At 63.7% G+C, this 19850-nt stretch carries 14 protein-coding genes; 8 read left to right on the top strand and 6 right to left on the bottom strand.

Features of this window, described 5'->3' with window-relative positions; translation table 11 throughout:
* Positions 1–656 (top strand): electron transfer flavoprotein subunit alpha/FixB family protein (locus DM872_RS30330; RefSeq protein ID WP_179062844.1); only part of this gene is annotated, 656 nt, incomplete at its 5' end.
* Between the two features lie 576 nt (positions 657–1232).
* Here DM872_RS30330 and DM872_RS30325 read toward each other — a convergent pair.
* The 4 genes from DM872_RS30325 to DM872_RS30310 all read right to left on the bottom strand — a co-directional run bounded on the left by DM872_RS30325 (position 1233) and on the right by DM872_RS30310 (position 6457).
* On the bottom strand, positions 1233–2600 hold the full coding sequence (locus tag DM872_RS30325; RefSeq protein ID WP_179062843.1) for a DUF1329 domain-containing protein: 1368 nt from the start codon (positions 2598–2600) through the stop codon (positions 1233–1235).
* A 20-nt stretch (positions 2601–2620) separates the two neighbouring features.
* The gene (locus DM872_RS30320) at positions 2621–4408 is read right to left on the bottom strand and encodes a DUF1302 domain-containing protein (RefSeq protein ID WP_179062842.1); all 1788 of its coding nucleotides are present in this window, start codon (positions 4406–4408) and stop codon (positions 2621–2623) included.
* An 86-nt stretch (positions 4409–4494) separates the two neighbouring features.
* The gene (locus DM872_RS30315; protein ID WP_179062841.1) at positions 4495–4866 is read right to left on the bottom strand and encodes a c-type cytochrome; all 372 of its coding nucleotides are present in this window, start codon (positions 4864–4866) and stop codon (positions 4495–4497) included.
* A gap of 145 nt (positions 4867–5011) precedes the next feature.
* Positions 5012–6457 (bottom strand): arylsulfatase, encoded by a 1446-nt coding sequence (locus DM872_RS30310; RefSeq protein ID WP_179062840.1) that lies wholly within the window; start codon positions 6455–6457, stop codon positions 5012–5014.
* Between the two features lie 298 nt (positions 6458–6755).
* Here DM872_RS30310 and qhpR point away from each other — a divergent pair, with 298 nt between their 5' ends.
* A complete protein-coding gene (gene qhpR / locus DM872_RS30305) occupies positions 6756–7766 on the top strand; it encodes an AraC-like transcriptional regulator QhpR (protein ID WP_179062839.1) in 1011 nt (336 codons plus the stop codon).
* Positions 7767–7925: 159 nt separating this feature from the next.
* Here the strand turns inward: qhpR and DM872_RS30300 are convergent, their stop codons facing one another.
* Both DM872_RS30300 and DM872_RS30295 read right to left on the bottom strand, forming a co-directional pair.
* Positions 7926–9389, bottom strand: coding sequence for a flavin monoamine oxidase family protein (locus tag DM872_RS30300; RefSeq protein WP_179062838.1), 1464 nt, complete (start codon positions 9387–9389; stop codon positions 7926–7928).
* Positions 9390–9832: 443 nt separating this feature from the next.
* Positions 9833–11170 carry an MFS transporter gene (locus DM872_RS30295; RefSeq protein WP_179062837.1) on the bottom strand — a complete coding sequence of 446 codons (1338 nt, stop codon included), beginning with the start codon at positions 11168–11170 and terminating at the stop codon, positions 9833–9835.
* Between the two features lie 300 nt (positions 11171–11470).
* Between DM872_RS30295 and DM872_RS30290 the strand changes: the two genes are divergently transcribed.
* From DM872_RS30290 to DM872_RS30265, 6 genes are all read left to right on the top strand, one after another.
* Complete coding sequence (locus DM872_RS30290; protein ID WP_179062836.1) at positions 11471–13441, top strand: alkyl/aryl-sulfatase; 1971 nt, start codon at positions 11471–11473, stop codon at positions 13439–13441.
* A 4-nt stretch (positions 13442–13445) separates the two neighbouring features.
* Entirely contained in the window at positions 13446–14141 is a 696-nt protein-coding gene (locus DM872_RS30285; RefSeq protein ID WP_179062835.1) for a TetR/AcrR family transcriptional regulator, read from the top strand.
* A gap of 213 nt (positions 14142–14354) precedes the next feature.
* On the top strand, positions 14355–15785 hold the full coding sequence (locus DM872_RS30280) for a hypothetical protein (RefSeq protein ID WP_179062834.1): 1431 nt from the start codon (positions 14355–14357) through the stop codon (positions 15783–15785).
* A gap of 3 nt (positions 15786–15788) precedes the next feature.
* Positions 15789–17246, top strand: coding sequence for an acyl-CoA reductase (locus DM872_RS30275; RefSeq protein ID WP_179062833.1), 1458 nt, complete (start codon positions 15789–15791; stop codon positions 17244–17246).
* A gap of 52 nt (positions 17247–17298) precedes the next feature.
* Positions 17299–18351 (top strand): NAD(P)-dependent alcohol dehydrogenase, encoded by a 1053-nt coding sequence (locus tag DM872_RS30270; protein WP_179062832.1) that lies wholly within the window; start codon positions 17299–17301, stop codon positions 18349–18351.
* 147 nt (positions 18352–18498) lie between these two features.
* A complete protein-coding gene (locus tag DM872_RS30265) occupies positions 18499–19839 on the top strand; it encodes a DUF1214 domain-containing protein (protein ID WP_179062831.1) in 1341 nt (446 codons plus the stop codon).
* The last annotated feature ends 11 nt before the right edge of the window (positions 19840–19850 follow it).

Genomic DNA, 19850 nt, shown 5'->3' with positions numbered 1-19850 from the left:
CCACCAACGGCAAGAACTACCTGCCGCGCGTGGCTGCCCTGCTGGACGTCGACCAGATCTCCGAGATCATCGCCGTTGAAAGCGCCGACACCTTCAAGCGTCCGATCTACGCCGGCAACGCCATCGCCACCGTGCAGTCCTCGGCTGCCGTGAAGGTGATCACCGTGCGCTCCACCGGTTTCGACGCCGCGGCCGTCGAAGGCGGTTCCGCTGCCGTTGAGGCCGTCGGCACCGTGTCCGACGCCGGCAAGTCGGCCTTCGTTGGTGAAGAGCTGGCCAAGTCCGACCGTCCGGAACTGACCGCTGCCAAGATCGTCGTCTCCGGCGGCCGTGGCATGCAGAACGGTGAGAACTTCAAGCACCTGTACGCCCTGGCCGACAAGCTGGGTGCTGCCGTGGGTGCTTCCCGTGCCGCCGTCGACGCCGGTTTCGTGCCGAACGACATGCAGGTCGGCCAGACCGGCAAGATCGTTGCCCCGCAGCTGTACATTGCCGTAGGCATCTCCGGTGCCATCCAGCACCTGGCGGGCATGAAGGACTCCAAGGTCATCGTCGCGATCAACAAGGACGAAGAAGCCCCGATCTTCCAGGTGGCCGATTACGGCCTGGTGGCTGACCTGTTCGAAGCCGTACCGGAAATCGAACGCCTGCTCTGATGCTTCGCCGTTAAATGAAAAGCCCGCTCATCGAGCGGGCTTTTTTATTTCCTAGGGCAGGACTGCGTCCTGCTTGGCGAATGAATTCGCCCCTACAAGTAGGTTGTGGCTGAGCTACGCGAAGCCCAACGTTCGGGGTTCACCGCCGCTGCGTTGGGCCTCGCAGCGCTCGGACCAACCTACGGTGTAGAAGAATTGATGGGTATCGCAAGCTCCACCCATCCTACGTTTATGCATCCATGGCAGGTTCGTAGGATGGGTGGAGCGGAGCGATACCCATGCGGATGCCATCTGGAGACGCCGTAGGTTGTGGCTGAGCTATGCGAAGCCCAACGTTGCCAGCTCACCGCCGTTGCGTTGGGCCTCGCTGTACTCGGACCAACCTACGGTGTAGGGGGATTGATGGGTATCGCAAGCTCGCGGAACGCCGCCCGACCCATCCTACGTTCTTGCATCCATGGGTTCGTAGGATGGGTGGAGCGGAGCGATACCCATGCGGAAGCCAAATGAGGCGCAAGCCCCGCTGACTTCGTAGGTTGTGGCTGAGCTCCGCGAAGCCCAACGTTTCCGATGCGATCAGCGCAATCCGTCGGTGCGCAATGCTGCCGGGGTGAAGTCGAAGAACTTCGCCTGCATTCCGTAGCGGGTGGTACTCGGCTCCTGGTTGCGCATGCCGAGCGCCAGGTAGCGGCCAGACACCAGGTCGTAGAGGGTTTCCACCGCCAGGTAGGACGCCTGCTGCTTGTAGTGGTACAGCGAATGACCTTCGGCGACGCGCCACAGTTGACCGCGCCCGTCGTAGTGGTCGACTTCGGCGATCTGCCAGGTGTCTTCATCAATGAACAGGTGGCGCTTGGAATAGACGTGTCGGGAGCCCGGCTTGAGCGTCGCAATCACTTCCCAGACCCGATGCAGTTCGTAGCGGGTGTGGTCGGGATTGATGTGGCCGGCCGTGACGATGTCGTCGTACTTGAGCGTTGGCGATTCGAGCGCGTAGCTGTTGTACGGGATGTACAGCTCCTTCTTGCCAACCAATTTCCACTCGTAGCGATCCGGTGCGCCGTTGAACATGTCCAGGTTGTCCGCAGTACGCAGGCCGTCGGCGGCTGTGCCCGGACCGTCGTAGGCGACCTGGGGCGCTCGCCGCACACGGCGCTGGCCGGCGTTGTAGATCCAGGCCAGGCGCGGATCGGTGATCTGGTTGAGCGTTTCGTGGGCAAGCACGGCGGTGCCGGCCAGACGCGCTGGCGCGGTCACCCGCTGCTTGACCATGTACAACATGCTGCCCTTCTTGTCGGCCGGGAAATCGTCGACCTGCTCCGGGTATACCTGCGTCTCCTCGAAGCGTACGGGTGTGTAGGCGCCATTCACCTGTGGGGTGACCTGGATGTAGCTGCGCCAGTAGTTGCCACCCACATAGCGAGTGATGTGGTTCCACAGCACCTCCACGCCATTCCTGGGAATCGGGAACGCGTAGTAGCCGCTCTTCTCGAAGTGGGCCAGGCCGTTGCCGTCGTTGATCGGCTCGACCTGCAGTGCGCTTTTGCGAGCGGCTTCCTGGATCGCCGCGGGTACCGTGGCGGAGCGATGGGATGGGTAGACGGGGATGCGATAGCTCTGCGGGTATCGCTGGAACAGCGCCATCTGGCCATCGGTCAGCTTGTCGCGGTACTGCGCGGCGTTGGCCGCGGTGATGACGAACAACGGCTTTTCATCGGCAAACGGGTTACTCAGGAAACCGTTGGCGGTGACCGTGCCGGCGTCTTGCGGCAGCCCGCCGGTCCAGGCGGGAATGCTGCCATCGGCGTTGCCTTCTTTCTGCGCGCCGAGCGGGGTGAGGACAGTGCCAAGCTGAGCAGCGTCGTTCGCAGAGACGGCCGCCATCACATGGCCCGCGAGCAGGCTCAGCACCAGGATGCAGCCTTTCTGAAAGGTTCTATTCATGATCGTGTTCCCAGGAAGGTTCAGAAGTTCACACCGAAGCTCAGCGAAACGAAGTCGCGGTCGACGTCGGTGTTGAAGTCGCCGCCAAAGTTGTTGGTGTAAGTGAGGCTGGCTGTGTAGGTGTTGCGGTAGTCGGCATCGACCCCCAGTCCGACGGACTTGGCGCCTTCGTTGAACACCGGGCCGTAGCCGTCGACGTCGTGCGACCAGAACAGGTTCGGCGCGAGGTTCACGCCGGCGAATACGTCGCTGTATTTGAGGTTGGCGAAGGCGCGATAGCCCCAGGAATTCGCGGTGTAGTAGCCATGACGGCCGCCCTGAACGATGTCGCCGAACACCGAGTCCCGGCCATAGCGCTGCGTCTCCAGCGACTCCAGGCCGCCGACGTGGGTGAGCCCCATCTCGACCGCGAGGCTCAGCGAGGTGGCGCCCAGTACCGGATCGAACAGGTGCAGGAAGCTGGTCTGGGCCTGGGTGACTTCCTTGCGCTTCCAGCCCTGCAGGACCTGACCTTCTTCGGCGGCCACGGTCGGCTCGATATCGGAACCGGTCAGGGCACGGAAGGTCGGGTTCAGTGCACCACCGAAGAGGTCGGCGGTATTGATGCTGATCGGTGCGTTCGGCCGGTAGCTGATTTCACCGCTCCAGGCGGTGCCGGTGGGCAGTTCGGTGGCGAAGCTGGCGCCGAACAGATGGATGTCCTCTGGATAATCGAGGAAGTAGCTGGTGTTGCCGGCCCCGGTCGCCAGGCCGAGGGCGAACTGCAGGTCGGGGTCGCCGAGCGCGGCGAAGCCCGGATCGTTGTTGATGAAGTCGGTTACGCCGCTGGCGGTGCGCAGGCTGAAACGCGGCGAACGCGAGTGGTAGTTGAGGTAGTAGGCGCCGTATTCCACGCCATCACCCAGCCAGCGCAAGGCCAGGCCGTACTGACCGCTGTCACGCGGGTCGTTGTTCTTTGCGCGGCGGACGACGACCCCTTCCGGGTCAGTGATGCCGAAGCCCAGGCCTGCGGCTGCGGCGATCGGTTCGAGTGGGGCGACACCCGCCAGGCCGGCATTGAGGTTGTTGTTGCAGCCCTTGGCAATTGGATCGGCGCCGAAGAACGTGCCGCAGTTGTCCAGCGCATAAGGTTTCCATTCCAGCTGGTAGAACGCCTCGAGGCTCAGGTTCTCGCTCAGGCCCTGGGCGATGTAGAACATGTTGACCGGGATCAGGCCTTCCTTGAGTTCCGAGCCGGGACGGCGCAGGGCGGCGACGTCGAGCGGGTTGATGGAGTTGATCGAGTTGCCGATGAACAGGCTTTCGCCCCAGCTCACCACTTGCTTGCCCAGGCGCACATCACCGGGGTTGTCGGCCAGTTCGTAGCGTTGGGACACGAAGGCGTCGAGGATTTGCGCGCCAGAGGAGCGCGCCGACATTTCGCGGCCATCGTCGCTGATCTGCTTGAACGGACGATTCTCGTCCTTCAGCTCGAAGTCGTACCAGTACTTGCCTCGCACGAAGGCGCGGGTGTCGCCGTAGCTCAGCTCCAGGTCATGCACGCCCTTGAAGATCTTCGAGAAGGTTTCGCCCTTCTTGAAGTTCAGGCGCCCGTCGTCGCCCGAAGACGAGAAACCGTTGCCACCGTTGGTGACGTCGATCAGGTGGGAGTCCGGATCGGAAGTCCCCCAGCTGGCGCCAATGGACAGCGCGGAGTCGAACTGGCCCTGGATGTCGCCGACATTGAAAGCGGCGGCGAAGGCCTGTGTGTGGATGGATGCCGATATGGCCGCTGCCAGCAGACAGCGATCGAAGTAGCGGATACGCACTGGGTTTGTCCTTGTTCTTGGTGGGAGTCACGTATCGGACGGGCACGCGTCGGCCCGTGTCTGGAGCTGTGCTCGCGGTACCGCGGTCAGCCCTGGCTCTGCAGGAAGCAGAGCACCGCATTACGCTCCTCGGCCTTGCGCAGGCCGCCGAACGCCATGGTGGTGTCGGGGAACATCCGGGCCGGGGAGGTGAGCCAGATTTCCAGGCGCTCCAGTGACCAGCTGTCGTTCGCAGCGGCGAGCGCCGGCGAATAGGCAAAGCCTTTCACCGAAGCCATCGGGCGGCCAACGACGTCGGCCAGGTGCGGGCCGACGCGGTCGCTGTCGAGCGCATGGCAGGCGCTGCATTTGGTCTGGAAGACTTTTTGGCCGGCGTCCGCATCGCAGTCGAGAGCGAAAGCAGAATGGCTGAGCAGAAGCGCGAGGGCGCCTGCGGCCATGCGGTTAGGAGGGTTCATCTTGTTATTCCCCGGTTGGCTTAGGTGGGCCTAAGGTGACAGCCGGGGGGAGGGTTCGAATCGCTGGCATACGCCATTGATTTGTCATTCGATGCCAATCGCATGGCCGTCCGCCTTCCTGTGGGAAAGCAGACGGCGTAGTGGCTCAGCGTGGCGGCAGGTAGGGATCAGGCGTACCGCTCTCGATGGCCGGGTATTTCTCCAGGCTGGCCTTGAAACGCCCGACTATGCCCATCATCGGGGACAGCACCCAGGTGTTCTCGATCATCACATCCCGCTCTTCCCGCAGGTCGGTCAGCAGGTTATGGAGTCCTGGGAAGGGGAGAGGCTGGGGCGGGTCGTACATCTCGTCCTGCTTGATGAAATGCAGCTTCCAGTTACGCCATTTCACTGCGGACAGGCGATCCGCCACGTAGGCCGGGAAACCCTCGCGGTTCGACTTGTCCTGCTTGCCACTGAAGAACGCCATCTGGTCGACGCCATCCACCGCGCGATCCGTGGGCACCTCCGCGCCGCCCACATGGGCGAGGGTGGTGTAGAGATCGACGATGTGAACGATTTCGTTGCTCACCTTGCCGGCCGGGACGTGGCCTGGCCAGCGCAGGATGAAGGGTGCCCGCAGGCTGGCCTCCATGGCGGTGAAATAGGTGCCGCGCCAGGGGCCGTTGGCGCCGCGCCAGGGTTCGGTGGCTTCGCCGCCGTTGTCGCTGGCCAGGATCACCAGGGTGTTGTCTTCCACGCCAGCGGCCTTCAGGGCGTCCAGCACCTGGCCGGCGCGATGGTCGATCTCGGCCAGGGAATCGGCCCAGGAACCATTGCCGGTCTTGCCAGCGAACGCCGGGTTGGGCTGCGTCGGCATATGCGGCAGGGAGAAGGGGATATAGGCGAAGAACGGCTTGCCGGCGCTGGCGTTACGTTTGATGAAGGCAGTGGCGCGCTCGGCCAGTTCCGCATCCAGGGTGCGTTTGCTGGCCAGGCTCAGCTGCTTCACCTTGCTAGGCGACTGGTCCCGCTTGGCGTCGTAGATGTACTGCGCCGGCACCAGGCTCTCGTCCCAACCCTGTTTGCTGCCCATCGCCGGGGTCAGGTCGGTGGCCTGGTCGGCGGCGGGCCACATGACTTCGTCATAGGTACGAGGCACGCCGTACCACTCGTCGAAGCCCTGTTGGGTAGGGAAGCGCGACTCGCTGCTGCCCAGGTGCCACTTTCCCCAGATACCGGTGGCGTAGCCGCGTGCCGAAAGGAGTTCGGCCAGGGTCACTTCCCATAGCGTCAGGCCGTCCGGGGCACCGGCGCGGGGCACCCGGTAAGTGCCGGAGCGAATTGGCAAGCGGCCGGTCATCAACGCCGAGCGCGAAGGCGTGCACTGCGCTTCGACATTGAAGTTGGTCAGGCGCACGCCCTCCTGGGCGAGCTGGTCGATACGTGGGGTCTCGGCGCCACGGATCACACCGCCGCCGTAGCTGCCCAACTCGCCATAGCCAAGATTGTCGTAGAGCATGATGACGATGTTAGGCGGGGCCGCCTGGCCGTGGGCCAGCGGCGCGAGCAGAGCCCCCAGCAGCGCCAGCCGCGACAGGTGGGTTTTCATGGATCTTCCTCCGATGCTGCCGGTGGCTGAAGAGTCTGGTGGCAGCTTAGTCTCGACCTTGGCAGAGGAGGGCGCGCGGGGAATCGCCAGGGAGCGCCAGGTACTTGTCATCTGGCGCCATTCGCGAGCCTCGCGCGGGGTGGCCGGAGAGTGCCGGATACGCCTGTTGTCGGCATTTTCGGTGTCTGTTAGGGTCTCTCGCCTGTCTCGGTGGCAAGCCCGACCCGCTGCAGAATCCCTGCTCATCCGGCTGCGCTCGATCAACAAGAATAATCCGGGCCCAGGAGCCCTAGCCGCCATGTCCCGCCTGAAGCACACCGTCTATGCCGAGGCCCTGTTGCAGCATCACGGCGACCTGTTCCGTCCCCATCTCGCCGCGGTCGGCTTGAGCGAAGAGGTGCTTGTACGTCCCGACGCGAAAATACCCTTGAGCCAGTACAACGCTCTGCTCGAAGCCGCCGCCGAGCGGGGCGACTCCTTCCTCGGCCTGCGTCTGGGCCTCGGCCTGTTTGGCGAACCGCTCAAGAGCAGCCTGATGGGAGGTGTCGGCCATCTGGTGCGCAGCGCCGCCGACGTGCGCACCATGCTGGAATGTGCGAGCCGCTTCATCGTCGTGCATGCGCAAGCCAACGAGCTTGCATGGCGGTTGCAGGGCGGATGCCTGGAAGTCAGCTACCGCCTGACCGATCCCAGCGTGCTGCATCGTCGCCAGGACGCGGAGTTCGCCATCGGCACGCTCTATGCGCGGCTGCGCGAATACACGGGCGGGAAGTATGCGCCGCAACGGGTGGAGTTCGAACATCCGCAACCGGCGGATATCAGCTTGCACAAGGAGATATTCCAGTGCCCGTTGAAGTTCAGCCAGCCTGCCAACCTGTTGGTATGGCCCGGTGAAATGCTCGATGAACCGCTGATCACGGCAGACCTCAGGCTATTCCAGGCGCTGTTGCCCGGTCTGGAAGAGGAGCGGCGCCGCCGCCTCGCCGACACGGACCTGACCACGCGCATCGGTTTGGTGATCGAGGCGAACCTGGCCAGCGGGCGAGTCGGCCTCGAGCAGGTGGCCATTGAACTGCACATGAGCAAGCGCACGCTGCAGCGTCGCCTGCAGGAGCTGGATCTGGAGTTCGCCGAACTGGTTGAGGAAATTCGCCAGGCCCTGGCCATTGAACTGGTGCGTCAGTCGCCGCATAGCCTGACCGAAATCGCTCAACAGCTGGGCTACAACGAAGCCAGCTCTTTCACCCGCGCCTTCCGCCGCTGGACCGGGCTGAGCCCCCGGGAGTTCCGCCAGCAGGGCGCGAAGTAAAACCGCGAATTCATTTGGCCGTAGGGTGGATGGCGCTTTTTCCATCCACCATCGTGGCCGCATGTGGCTCCGCATGAACCTGTAGGAGCGAGCTTGCTCGCGAAAGATCGTGCTCGGACCATTCGCGAGCAGAGCTCGCTCCTACGAAACCGCCTCGCGTCAGCCGAGCAATGTGCGGGCGCGCAGGGCGGCCTTGCTGCCGGCGCTGATGGCGCCATCGATGAATCCACGCCAGCCTTCGCCGTGGTCGCCCTGGCCGAAGATCACATTGCCGCGATCCTTCTGGAAATGGTCGTAGTACTTGCCCAGCCATTTCGGCTTGTAGCTGCAATAGGTGCCCTGGGAGTAGGGGTCCAGGGTCCATTCGTAGCCGTAGCACTCCTCCACTTCCAGGTCCGGGTAGAAGCTGCTGACCACCGCCTGCACGGCGTCGCGATCCTGGATGTCGAGTTTCTCGGGGTCTGCGCCAAAGCCGACGAAGATGGTGTGATCCTCGGCCTTGGCGTAGGTCGAGAGGAAGTTGAGCGGATGATCGGAGCCGGCTATCCCGAGCTGCTTGCCTTCGCCGGGCAGCTTGCCTCTGGTGCGGATGAAGACCTTGATCCCGCTGCCGGTATGTTTCTCCTTCGCTGCCTCGACCAGTTTCGGGTCCAGCACCGGGGTGAAGGCGATGCGCGGCAGCACGTTCATCGGCACGGCCACGATCACCGCGGCGGCGCGCAGGGTTTCGCCCTGCTGAGTGGTGATCAGGACTCGCTCACCCTGTTGCTCGACCTTGGTGACCGGGGTGGAAAGCCGCACATCCGGCTTGCCTTCGTCCAGCATCGCGTTGATCAGGCTGATGGTGCCGTCCTTGAAGCTGTAGCGGCCGCAGGAGTCGACGAGCGACGTCATGCTCCAGCCCGGCAGTGACCACCAGCGGGCCACATCGGCATAGGATGCGCGATCACTGGTGGTGTGCGCGATACCGGACACGTAGCCGTCGATGAAGGTGCGCTGCAGCGGGGTCAGCTTCAGTTGGGCGAACCGATCGGCGCCGCTCATGCTGTCTACCGCGAGCAGTTCCCTCCAGGTGTGCTTGGCGTCGTAGGGACGTTCCCAGAGCTTGGGCGCATCGGCGAAGTACTCCTTGACCGCTTTCGAGATCGCGATCAGGTCCTCTAGCGTCGGTTCGATGGATTTTCCTTCGTGAACGATGCGAACGGTCTGCTTTTCTTCGACGAAGGGCTCGGGCGTTTCCTTCAGCTGCAGGCCGTAGCGCTGCACTTCGGCCCAGACGAAAGGCTGGGTCCAGTGGATCCAGGTACCCCCCAGCTCGATCTTGTGCCCGGCGAATTCGCTGCTGAAGGTACGGCCGCCCAGGCGGTTGCGGGCTTCCAGTACGAGTGTCCGGTAGCCGTTCTTCATGCTGTCACGGGCCGCTGTTACACCGGCGAAGCCGCCGCCGATGACCACCACGTCGTAGTCGCAGTCGGCGAACTTGTCGGTTCCTTTCTGCTTGTCTTCGGCCGACGCGGTCAGCGCTGCGCTACCGGCCACCGCCACTGCTCCGGCGGCCCCAACGACGCTTGCATTGCGAAGGAACTTGCGACGGCTCACGCCATCAATCTGCATATCACCCATTTCCACACCTCTGATTTTGTTGTGAGGCCATGCGGCCCTTGGCGGCCAACATGCCAGAGGTGGGCGCGCCGCCGATTGCCAGCCCGCGCCAGGGTTTTGCCATTGGGTGCCAATGTCATGTGGTGTTGGCAGATCGCGAATGAATTCGCTCCCACGATGGTGTGGGGCTAATCGCCGCTGCGTTGGGCCTCGGTGTGCTCGGACCAACCTACGGGGTTCTGCACGGCGAAGGGGCGTTCTTGTAGGTTGTGTCTGAGCTACGCGTAGCCCAACGTTCCTGGCTAATAGCCGCTGCGTTGGGCCTCGCTGCGCTCGGACCAACCTACGGGGTTCTGCGCGGCGAAGGGGCGTTCTTGTAGGTTGTGTCTGAGCTACGCGAAGCCCAACGTTTCTGGCTCACCGCCGCTGCGTTGGGCCTCGCTGCGCTCGGACCAACCTACAGGTCAGTGCGGCTTGCTATGCCGCTCCTTCAGACGGTTGGCGGGGATGCCTATCAGCAGGAGCAGGGCGCCGATTACCAGCAAGAGGGCTATCAGGTCAAAGGCCAGGTAGAGGCTGCCGGTAGCGTCTTTCACCGCGCCTACTGCCATTTGGCTGAGCACGCCGGCCAGGTTGCCGATGCTGCTGATGATGGCGATGCCGCCGGCCGCGCCGGATATGCTCAACAGGGCCGGCGGGATGGTCCAGAACAGCGGCATGGCCGACAGCGCTGCAGCGGCGCCCAGGCTTATAAGTGCCACCGAAAGCACCGCATTTCCTTGTGCCAGGTCCAGCAGGCCGAAGCTGGTGGCCGCCACCAGCATGGTCAGGCCCAGGTGCCAGCGGCGCTCCATATGGCGGTCCGAACTACGCCCCAGCAGATACATGGCGCAGAGGCCGCCAAGGAAGGGCAGGGCTGTGACGATCCCGATGAGTTTCAGGTCTTCCAGGCCGAAACCGCGCACCAGGGTCGGAAGCCAGTAGGACACGGTGTTGGAGCCACTATAGATGCAGAAGTACACCATGCCCGCTACGTAGAGCAGCGGGTCGCGCAGTACACCTGCGAAACCCTGATGCTTCACGGTAGAGGTCGTTTCGCAGGCCAGTGCCTGCAGGATCTGGTGCTTTTCCTCCTCGTTCAGCCAGGTGGCCTGCTCGGGACGGTCGGTCAGCCAGAAGCGGCCGACCACGCCCAGCAGCACTGCCGGCAGGCCGGTGAGCACGAACAATACCTGCCAGTCTCGCAGTCCGAGCCAGCCGTGCAGGTGCGCCATGATGGTCCCCGACAAGGGGCCGCAGATCACCCCGGCGAACATGGCTGCCATGAAGAAGGAAGCGGTAATGCGGCCGCGCAGAGCGGCAGGGAACCAGTAGGTGAGATAGAGGATCAGCCCCGGGAAGAAACCCGCCTCGGCGATGCCCAGCAGGAAGCGCGCGGCGATCAGTTGGTTGGGCGTGGTGACGAACGCCGTGGCCACGGTAATCAACCCCCAGAGGATCATGATCCGGGTCATCGTGGCGCGTGCGCCGACGCGTTGCATATACAGATTGCTGGGCACCTCGAAAAGGATGTAACCCAGGTAGAAAATGCCGGCACCGATGCCGTAGGCAGCATCGCTCAAGGCGATGTCCTCGGCCATGCGCAGCTTGGCGAAGGACAGGTTGAGCCGGTCGATGGCGTTAATGATGAAGGCCAGCATCAGGAAGGGCAGCAGGCGCCAGATGACCTTGCTGTAGACGTGCTTGAGTTGTCGAGACGGTGTTGCGGAGGTAGCCGGGAAGGGCTGGATGGCATCGCTCATGGAACCGCTCCTGCGGGAAGGCCGGATTGTTGTTGTAGTGGGGCCTCGGCAGGCCATTGGGCGAGTATAGGGACGCAGGGGGGGCCGATGTTCCGGATTCCCTCGAAATCCAAGCTATTGATTTCATGGGTGAAATAACGCAAAGCCGTGAGGTCGAAATGCCTGATTCCGATTTCCGTCGCCGTCCATCGCTTGCGGCCCGTGAACCCACCCCGGAAGAGGGGGAGACGCCAGGCACTACCGGGTTAGCCTCGAGATCGGTAAACCTGGTCGAACCCGTGGATGAGAAGGAAACCCAGAATGCGCCATGCCCTCGCTACCCTTGCCACCGTCGTTTCCCTGCTGAGCGGCTCGGCATACGCCGCGACCGCTCCGTCCAACTCGGCCAAGGACGCCAGCCCGGTCACCGCCGCCGCCAACCGGGAGCTGTTGGGCAAGCTATCGTTCGACGACCGCGCCGACTATGAAGCAGCCAGTCGTGGCCTGGTGGCGCCCTTCGAGGGGGAAATCCGCAATGCCGAGGGCAAGCCGATCTGGAACACCCACGCCTATGACTTCCTGCAGCAGAAGGACTCGCCGGATACGGTGAACCCGAGCCTGTGGCGAATGGCGCAGCTCAATACCAACGCAGGCCTGTTCCAGGTGACGGAGGGGCTGTACCAGGTGCGCGGCATCGACCTGGCGAACATGACCATCATCGAAGGCAAGGACGGGCTGATCATCATCGACCCGCTCTACGTCACGGAGACCGCCAAGGCTGGCCTGGAACTCTACTATCAGCATCGTCCGCGCAAGCCGGTGGTGGCGGTGATCTATTCCCACAGCCACGTCGACCATTTCGGTGGCGTACGCGGCGTGGTCGACGAGGCCGACGTCAAGGCCGGCAAGGTGCGCATCTATGCCCCGGAAGGCTTCATGGAGCACGCCATCAGCGAGAACGTCCTGGCCGGTACCGCCATGTTCCGTCGCGGCATGTTCCAGAGCGGCGGTACGGTGCCGAGAAGCGAGCGAGGCCAATTGGATACCGGGATCGGCAAGGGCGCTCCCGTAGGCGGCACCATCAGCCTGATTCCGCCGACCGACCTGATCGTTCAGCCGCTGGAAAGCCACGAGATCGCGGGTGTCCAGGTGGAGTTCCAACTGACTCCCGGCACCGAGGCGCCGGCGGAGATGAACCTCTACCTGCCACAGCTGCATGCCCTGTGCATGGCGGAGAACGCTACCCGGACGATGCACAACGTCCTCACTCCACGCGGCGCCGAAGTGCGCGACGCGAAAGCCTGGTCGCGGTTCATCGATGACAGCCTGGTGCGCTACGGCGACAAGGCCGAGGTGATGTTCGCCCAACACAACTGGCCGACCTGGGGCGGCGAAGGTATCCGTACGCTCCTGGCCGACCAGCGTGACATGTACGCCTTCATCAATAACCAGACCTTGCACCTGCTCAACCAGGGCCTGACGCCGCTGGAGATCGCCGATGCGGTCAAGAAGCTTCCGGGCGAACTGGACCGCAAGTGGTACGCCCGTGGCTACTACGGCACCCTCAGTTTCAATACCCGCGCGGTCTACCAGCGTTATCTCGGCTTCTATGACGGCAACCCTGCCAACCTTGATCCGTTGCCACCGGTCGAATCCGGCAAGCGTTATGTGGCGGCCCTGGGCGGGGCAGACAAGGTGTTGCAACTCATGGGCACGGCGATGGAGCAGGGCGACTATCGCTGGGCCGCAGAGCTGGGCAACAACCTGGTCTTCGCCGAACCGGAAAACAAGGCGGCCCGCGCAGTCCAGGCCGACGTGCTGGAACAACTGGGTTACCGCAGCGAATCGGCGATCTGGCGCAATATTTACCTGACCGGTGCCAAGGAGCTGCGCCAGGGTGCGCCCGAGCAGGGTGGCAGGGCCATCGCCGACCTCGTGACGGCCGCGACGCCGGCCATGTTCCTGGACATCCTGGCGGTGCGCCTGGACGCGGACAAAGCCGTGGGCCACGACATGACACTCAACTGGGACTTCGAGGACCTTGGCCAGCATTTCGCGCTGACCCTGAGCAACGGCGTGCTGACCTACCGCGAGAACACCAGCCATGCCAAGCCGGATGCCTCGGTGAAGATGAGCAAGGCCGTGCTCGATCGCATCAGCCTGCGCCAGCTCGACTTCCCCACCGCACTGAAACAGGGCGACATCAAGCTCGAAGGGGATGCCGTGCGATTCAAGGCACTGCTGGGCATGCTCAGCACCTTCCAGCCGACCTTCAATATCGTGACCCCCTGATCGCATGACACGCCGAGCCAGCAGTTCCTCCCGTGGCGGGTCCGCCAACGACAACGCCCTGCGCGTGGAGGTGCCGGCCCGGCCGCGCAAGCTTCCGAAGCAGGCGCGCTCGGTCGCACTGGTCGACGCCCTGAAAGCAGCAGGGCGCGACATCCTCGAACGGGAAGGGCGGGAGGCGCTGTCCATCTATCGCCTTTCCGACTATTCGGGAGTGGCGATCAGTTCCATCTACGAATACTTCCCTACCATCGAATCTTTGGTCGGCGCCATCTTCGAGGACTTCCGGGCTGCCACCCGCCTCGAAGCCATCGCCAGCATCCAGGCGCTGCCAGCGTCGGCGACGCTCTACGACGGCATCGAAGGGCTTCTGCGCACCGGCCTCATGGCGCTGCATCGCTGGATGCGGATCGACTCTGAACTCAGTCTCAAGGCCGCCTACTACGGCGAGCTGGTCCGGCTGGAAATCGTCAAGCCCGAGCGGTTCTGGATTTCCACGGTGATTCCCGCCCTGGTGGAGCGCTTCTCCGACGAGGTTCTGGTTCGTGATCGCGAGAAGGCCGGCTTCCTCGCCTACCAGGCCGTGACGGCCTTGCCCCGTGCCCTGCTGATCGAAAGGCCGGAATACCTGGTGGAGCCCGACACGGTTCGCCTGCTGGCGCGGATGCTCCACGCGCTGTTGACCACAGCGGATGCGGAATAGTCGCCTTCCGTCGCCCGGTATTCGAGTAAAAGTCCTTTAAAAACAGATTCTTGCCGTATCCCTTGTGGCTGCGGAATCCGGAAATGATTTCGCCCTTTCGCCCCCTAAACTGGCCCTGCCATTCAGGCCGTCCTGCCCCGACGGCCCAGTGATCAGCGCCTTCCTGACCGGCTGCCGGCCAGGACGCGAAGGTAAATCCGAGGAGACCGTCCCGTGACAAGAACAACAGAAGAACAGGTCGAACTGCTGCTGACCAATCCAGCGGCCCTGGCCGACCATTCCTTGCAGAACTGGGTCCAGATGCCGCGCGAGCGGATAGACGTCCTCCAGTTGGCGGGCCTGAAGCGCCGCTTCGCCGAAATGCGCGAGCGCATCCCGGTGCTGAAGAAACTGGCGGACGCCGAAGGCGTCGAGCGTATCGAGCAACTGGATGATGCGCTGCCGCTGCTGTTCGAGCACACCATGTTCAAGTCCTACCCGCCGTCGCTGCTGGAGAAGAACAACTTCGCCGCGATCAACAAGTGGCTCGGCAAACTGGTGACCCCGGAGCTCGCTGAAAAGATCGCAGCCGTTGACGTCAGTGCCTGCAAGGGCCTGGATGACTGGTTCGAGACCATGGACCGCGATGTCCCCGAGCTCTGCCTCAGCCATACCTCGGGGACCTCCGGAACCCTGTCCTTCCTGCCCTGCAGCGTGCGCGAGTTCGAGAAGGCTACGCAGGTGCGCAAGTTGTACGCCTGGAACATGACTGGCCCTGACACCCAGGACCCGCATATGCACACCGCTTACCCGTATTACCGCAAGGGCTATCTGAGCCACCTGCGCGGCGTCGGTGCGCTGGTCAAGGGGCTGTTGCCGGACGATTCCCATTTCCACCCGGCCTATCCCTCCACCCTTTCCAGCGACGTGTTGCACCTCGGCGCCAAACTGCGTTCGGCCCATGCCAAGGGCACTCTGGATCGTCTCGTAGTGGCGCCGGAGCTGTTGGCCAAGAAGAAGCTGTTCGACCAGCAGCAAGCCGACATGCCGCAGCATCTGGCCGCCTTCTTTGATGACATCGCCACTCGCCTCAAGGGCAAACGTGTCTACATCGGCGGCACCTGGAACCTGCTGCACGACATGGCCAAGGCCGGCCTCGAGCGCGGACTGGAAGGCGTGTTCCACCCGGACTCCTACATCGCCACCACCGGTGGTGCCAAGGGTGTGGTACAGCCCGAAGGCTGGCGCGAGGACGTCAAGCGGTTCATCGGTGTGCAGGAGCTTCACGAGTCCTACGCGATGTCGGAAGTGGTCAGTGGTTCGCACATGCGTTGCGAGCAGGGCAACTATCACTTCGCGCACACCGCGATTCCATTCCTGCTCGATCCGGACACCAGCAAACCATTGCCGCGCTCAGGCTGCCAGACAGGCCGCGCAGCCTTCTTCGACCTGGGTGCGGACATCCACTGGGGCGGTTTCATCACCGGCGACGAAATCACCGTGGAGTGGGACAAACCCTGCACCTGCGGCCGTCCGAGCCGCTATGTGGTGGGCGCCATCCAGCGCTACAGCGAGAAGAATGGCGGCGACGACAAGATCACCTGCGCCGCGTCCGAGCAATCCCACCGGGAAGCGATGGACTTCCTGAATACCCTGGAGGGCTGAACCATGACCCATCCCATTGCACCGATGATCATCCGCGGCGAAGTCATCACCGACAACCTGATCGAAGTCGGCGGCCGTGGCGGCGACCTGGCCTTCCTCACCCCGGACGCGCGCAAGTACATCGACCGCCTGCCCCTTGGGAACCCGGCGAAACTGGCCGACCTGTATGAGCTGAGCTTCGACGACATCCTCGACTACGTCGTCGAGCTCGGCGGACGCCTGGCCTTCAGCAAGAACCAGTACCTGCAGGAAGCTTGCGAGCTGTCGTACCTGACCGCGCCTACCACCCCGACCATCGTCAAGGGCTCGTACATGGGCTTGCAGAACATGCTCTCGCGGGAACTCATCACCGAGATGGTGGAAAGCACGGTGGGCGTGAATTACCTGGAAGGCTGGGTTCCGCAGACCCTACTGGATGGCACCGAGCTGGAAGTCCGTTGCTTCGGTGCGCGCACCCTGCACATCGTCGCCGGCAACGCCGTGTCGCTGTCCCTGTGGACCATCATCCGCAACATGGTCCTGCGCAGTGACGCCATCATCAAGGCGCCGTCCAACGACCCGTTCACCGCCTTGGCCATTGCCCGCACCATGGTCGACATGGCGCCGGACCATCCGCTGACCAAGCACCTTTCGGTGGCCTACTGGAAAGGTGGCGACCAGGCTTTCGAGCAGCGCCTGTACCAACCGCAGAACCTGGAGAAGATTGTCGCCTGGGGCGGCTTCGCCTCGATGAAGCACGTCACCCAGTACGTCCAGCCGGGCCTTGAACTGATCTCGCTGGACCCGAAACGCAGCGCCAGCATCATCGGCGAGGACACCTTCGACAGTGAGGCCAGCATGCGTGAGGCCGCGGTGCGCCTGGCCTCCGACATCGGTGCCATCAACCAGAAGGGCTGCGTCTGCGCCCGTACCGTCTACGTGCAGTCCGGTACCGACGAGGCAGGCCTGGAGCGCCTGAACACCTTCGGCCAGTACGTCTACGAGGCCATGCTGGGGCTGCCCAATACGATCAGCACCACGCCCAAGTCCTATGACAAGAACCTCAAGGCCCACGTCGACGCGCTGCGCCTGGATGACGAGTGGTACAGGGTGATCGGTGGGGAGGCGGGCGAGGGCGCCATCATCTGCTCGCAGATTCCTGAGCCGGTGTCCTTCTCCACGATCCTCGACGACCGCACCGCAAACCTGGTGCCGGTGGACGAACTCAGCGAGATGCTCGATGCGGTGGACGCCTATACCCAGACGGTCGGCATCTACCCCGAGAGCATCAAGGACCAGTTGAAGGATGTGCTGCCTCTCTACGGTGCGCAGCGCATTGTCTCCCTGGGCTACGCGGCGGCGATGAAGTTCGCTGCCCCGCAGGACTCCATTGAGCCGATGCGGCGCATGGGCAAGTGGATTTCCAATCAGATCGCCTCGCCGGAAACCAGCCCGGCGCCCTGGCTGCGTCCTTCAATCTGACACCACGCGCCCTGCTTCGGCAGGGCGCCTCCCGACATTCGAGGAATCACCCATGACTTGCTGTATCGGCTACGGGGCCCAAGAGGCCCATGCGCAACTGAAGCCTCTGAATATCGAGCGCCGTGCCTTGCGCGACGACGACGTCGCCATCGATATCGCCTACTGCGGCGTCTGCCACTCGGACATGCACTACGTGCACAACGACTGGAACACCACCCGCTTCCCCTGCGTGCCTGGCCACGAGATCGTTGGCCAGGTCACGGCAGTCGGCCCGGCGGTGACCCGCTACAAGATCGGCGACCGGGTGGCGGTCGGCTGCCTGGTGGACAGTTGCCAGCACTGCGCGGCCTGCGAGTCCGACGAGGAGCCCCATTGCACCCACGGCATGACGACCACTTACAACGGGCTGGATCGCATCAGCGGCGAGGTCACCCTTGGCGGCTATTCCCAGAACATTGTGGTGCGTGAGCAATTCGTGCTGCGCATGCCCGAGGCACTGGACCCGCGCTTCGCCGGGCCGCTGCTGTGCGCCGGTATCACCGTCTGGACACCCCTGCGCGAGTTTGGCGCTGCGGCCGGCACCCGTCTGGCGGTGGTCGGCCTGGGCGGGTTGGGCCACATGGCCGTCAAGCTGGGCGTCGCGCTGGGCGCCGAGGTCACCGTCATCACCACGTCGCCGGGCAAGGCGGACGATGCCCGCGCACTGGGTGCGCACCATGTGCTGCTTTCCAGCGATGCGCAGGCGATGAAGGGCGCGGCGAGCCGCTTCGACCTCATCCTCGACACCATCCCGCGCACGCACAACGTCAACCCTTACCTGATGCTCTTGGGTCGCCACGGCAAGCTGGTGCTGGTGGGCGCCCTGGAGCCACTGGAACCGATCCACGGCGCGCTGCTGGCCATCAACAACCGCTCCATTTCTGGTTCGCTGATCGGTGGCCTGGCCCAGACCCAGGAGTTGCTGGATTTCTGCGCCGAGCACCAGGTGCTGCCGCAGTGCGAAATGATCGACATCCAGGACATCAACACCGCCTTCGAGCGCATGGAACGCAATGATGTGAAGTACCGCTTCGTGATCGACATGGCGTCGTTGAAGAGCGCCTGACAGTCAGAAGTGGCAAGGCCCCTGACAGGGTTTGTCGGGGCTCTCCGCGTGAAGCCGGGCTTGCGCCCCACCCCAAAGGGGAGGGGCCAGTCGCGCCGGGACAGGGCATAACTTGCCCTTGATCGCTCATGACGGAGAAAAACAACAATGCGTTCATTACGTCTGGCGCTGGCCTGCGGCGCCTTCGCTACTTCCTGCCTGATGGCTGCGGTCGCGCCATCGGCTTCCCATGCCGCTACCCCGCAGCAACCGGCAATTTCCGATCAGCAGGTGGGCGACGCCTACATCTACCTGCTCGGACGTCTGCTGGTGCTGCGCCAGCAGCAACTGGACTTCCAGCAAGGCATGCGCTGGAACCAGCTGGTACATCGCAAGCCGGGTGCGGTGGATTGGCCCAATCCCAATCTGGACGTGGCCTATTCCGAGGCCTGGGTAGCGGTGGATGAAGGCAGTTGCACCCTGGTCAGCGTGCCGAAGATTTCCGATCGCTATTACACGGTGCAGTTCCTCAATGGCTGGGGCGAGACCCTGGCCAACATCAATGAGCGCACCTTCGCGCAGCATCCGAGTGGCGACTTCGCGGTCTGCCTGAAGGGCGCGAGCGTCGCGCTGCCGGCGGGTGTCCAGCGCGTGGACCTGCCGGTCCGCACCGCACGGGTGCTGTCGCGTGTGGAACTCGGCGCCGACCCGCAGCAGGCAGAGCGCCTGCAGCAGCAATTCAGTATGCGCGCCAGCGGTTCGCCGCAGCTTCCCGAGGTGCCCCAGGTACCGCTGTTCGCGCCGCCGCAGCTGCCCGGCGTCGAGGCGTTCGACAGCGCTGAGGTGGCGCTGCAGGAGCCCGACCTGAATCCCGGTATGGAGGCGCTGCAGGCTCGCGTGCATGCGCTGGCCGCACTGACCAGTGATCCGGCGCAGCGGACACGCCTCGACGCGGTCATCAGGAAACAGGCTTTCGCCGCCCTGGCCAAGGCGGCACCCACCCTCGGCCCCGGTACGGTTCTCAACGGCTGGGTACGGCCGGCGGTATCGGGCAACTACGGCAGCGACTACCTGACCCGCACCTTGGTGAACATGGGCGGTATCTGGGCCAACAACCAGCAGGAGGTCAACTATTTCCGTGGGGGCCTGGACAGTAACGGCGAAGTCCTCGAGGGCAGCCGCAGCTATTCCCTGACCTTCCCCCGCGAGCAGTTGCCCTCTGGCTTCGCCCGCTATTTCTGGTCGATCACGGCCACCGATGCGAAGACCTTCAAGGTGCTGCCCAACGTCCAAGCGCGCTTCCTGCTCAACAACCAGTCGGCCCTGCGTCACAACCAGGACGGCTCGCTGACGCTCTACTTCGGTCCGCAGCCGCCCGAAGGCGCAGCCGACGCAAACTGGCTGCCGACCCTTGCAGGGCAGAACTACCGCCTGGTGTTCCGCTACTACGGCGCCAAGGGCGCGGTGGCCGGCGGTGGCTACTTCCCGCCAGCGCTGGTGAGACTCTGATGATGAGGACA

This window comes from Pseudomonas taiwanensis (assembly GCF_013393345.1).
GTDB classification, from domain to species: Bacteria; Pseudomonadota; Gammaproteobacteria; order Pseudomonadales; family Pseudomonadaceae; genus Metapseudomonas; species Metapseudomonas resinovorans_C.
This window is presented reverse-complemented; position numbering and strand designations above follow the sequence as displayed.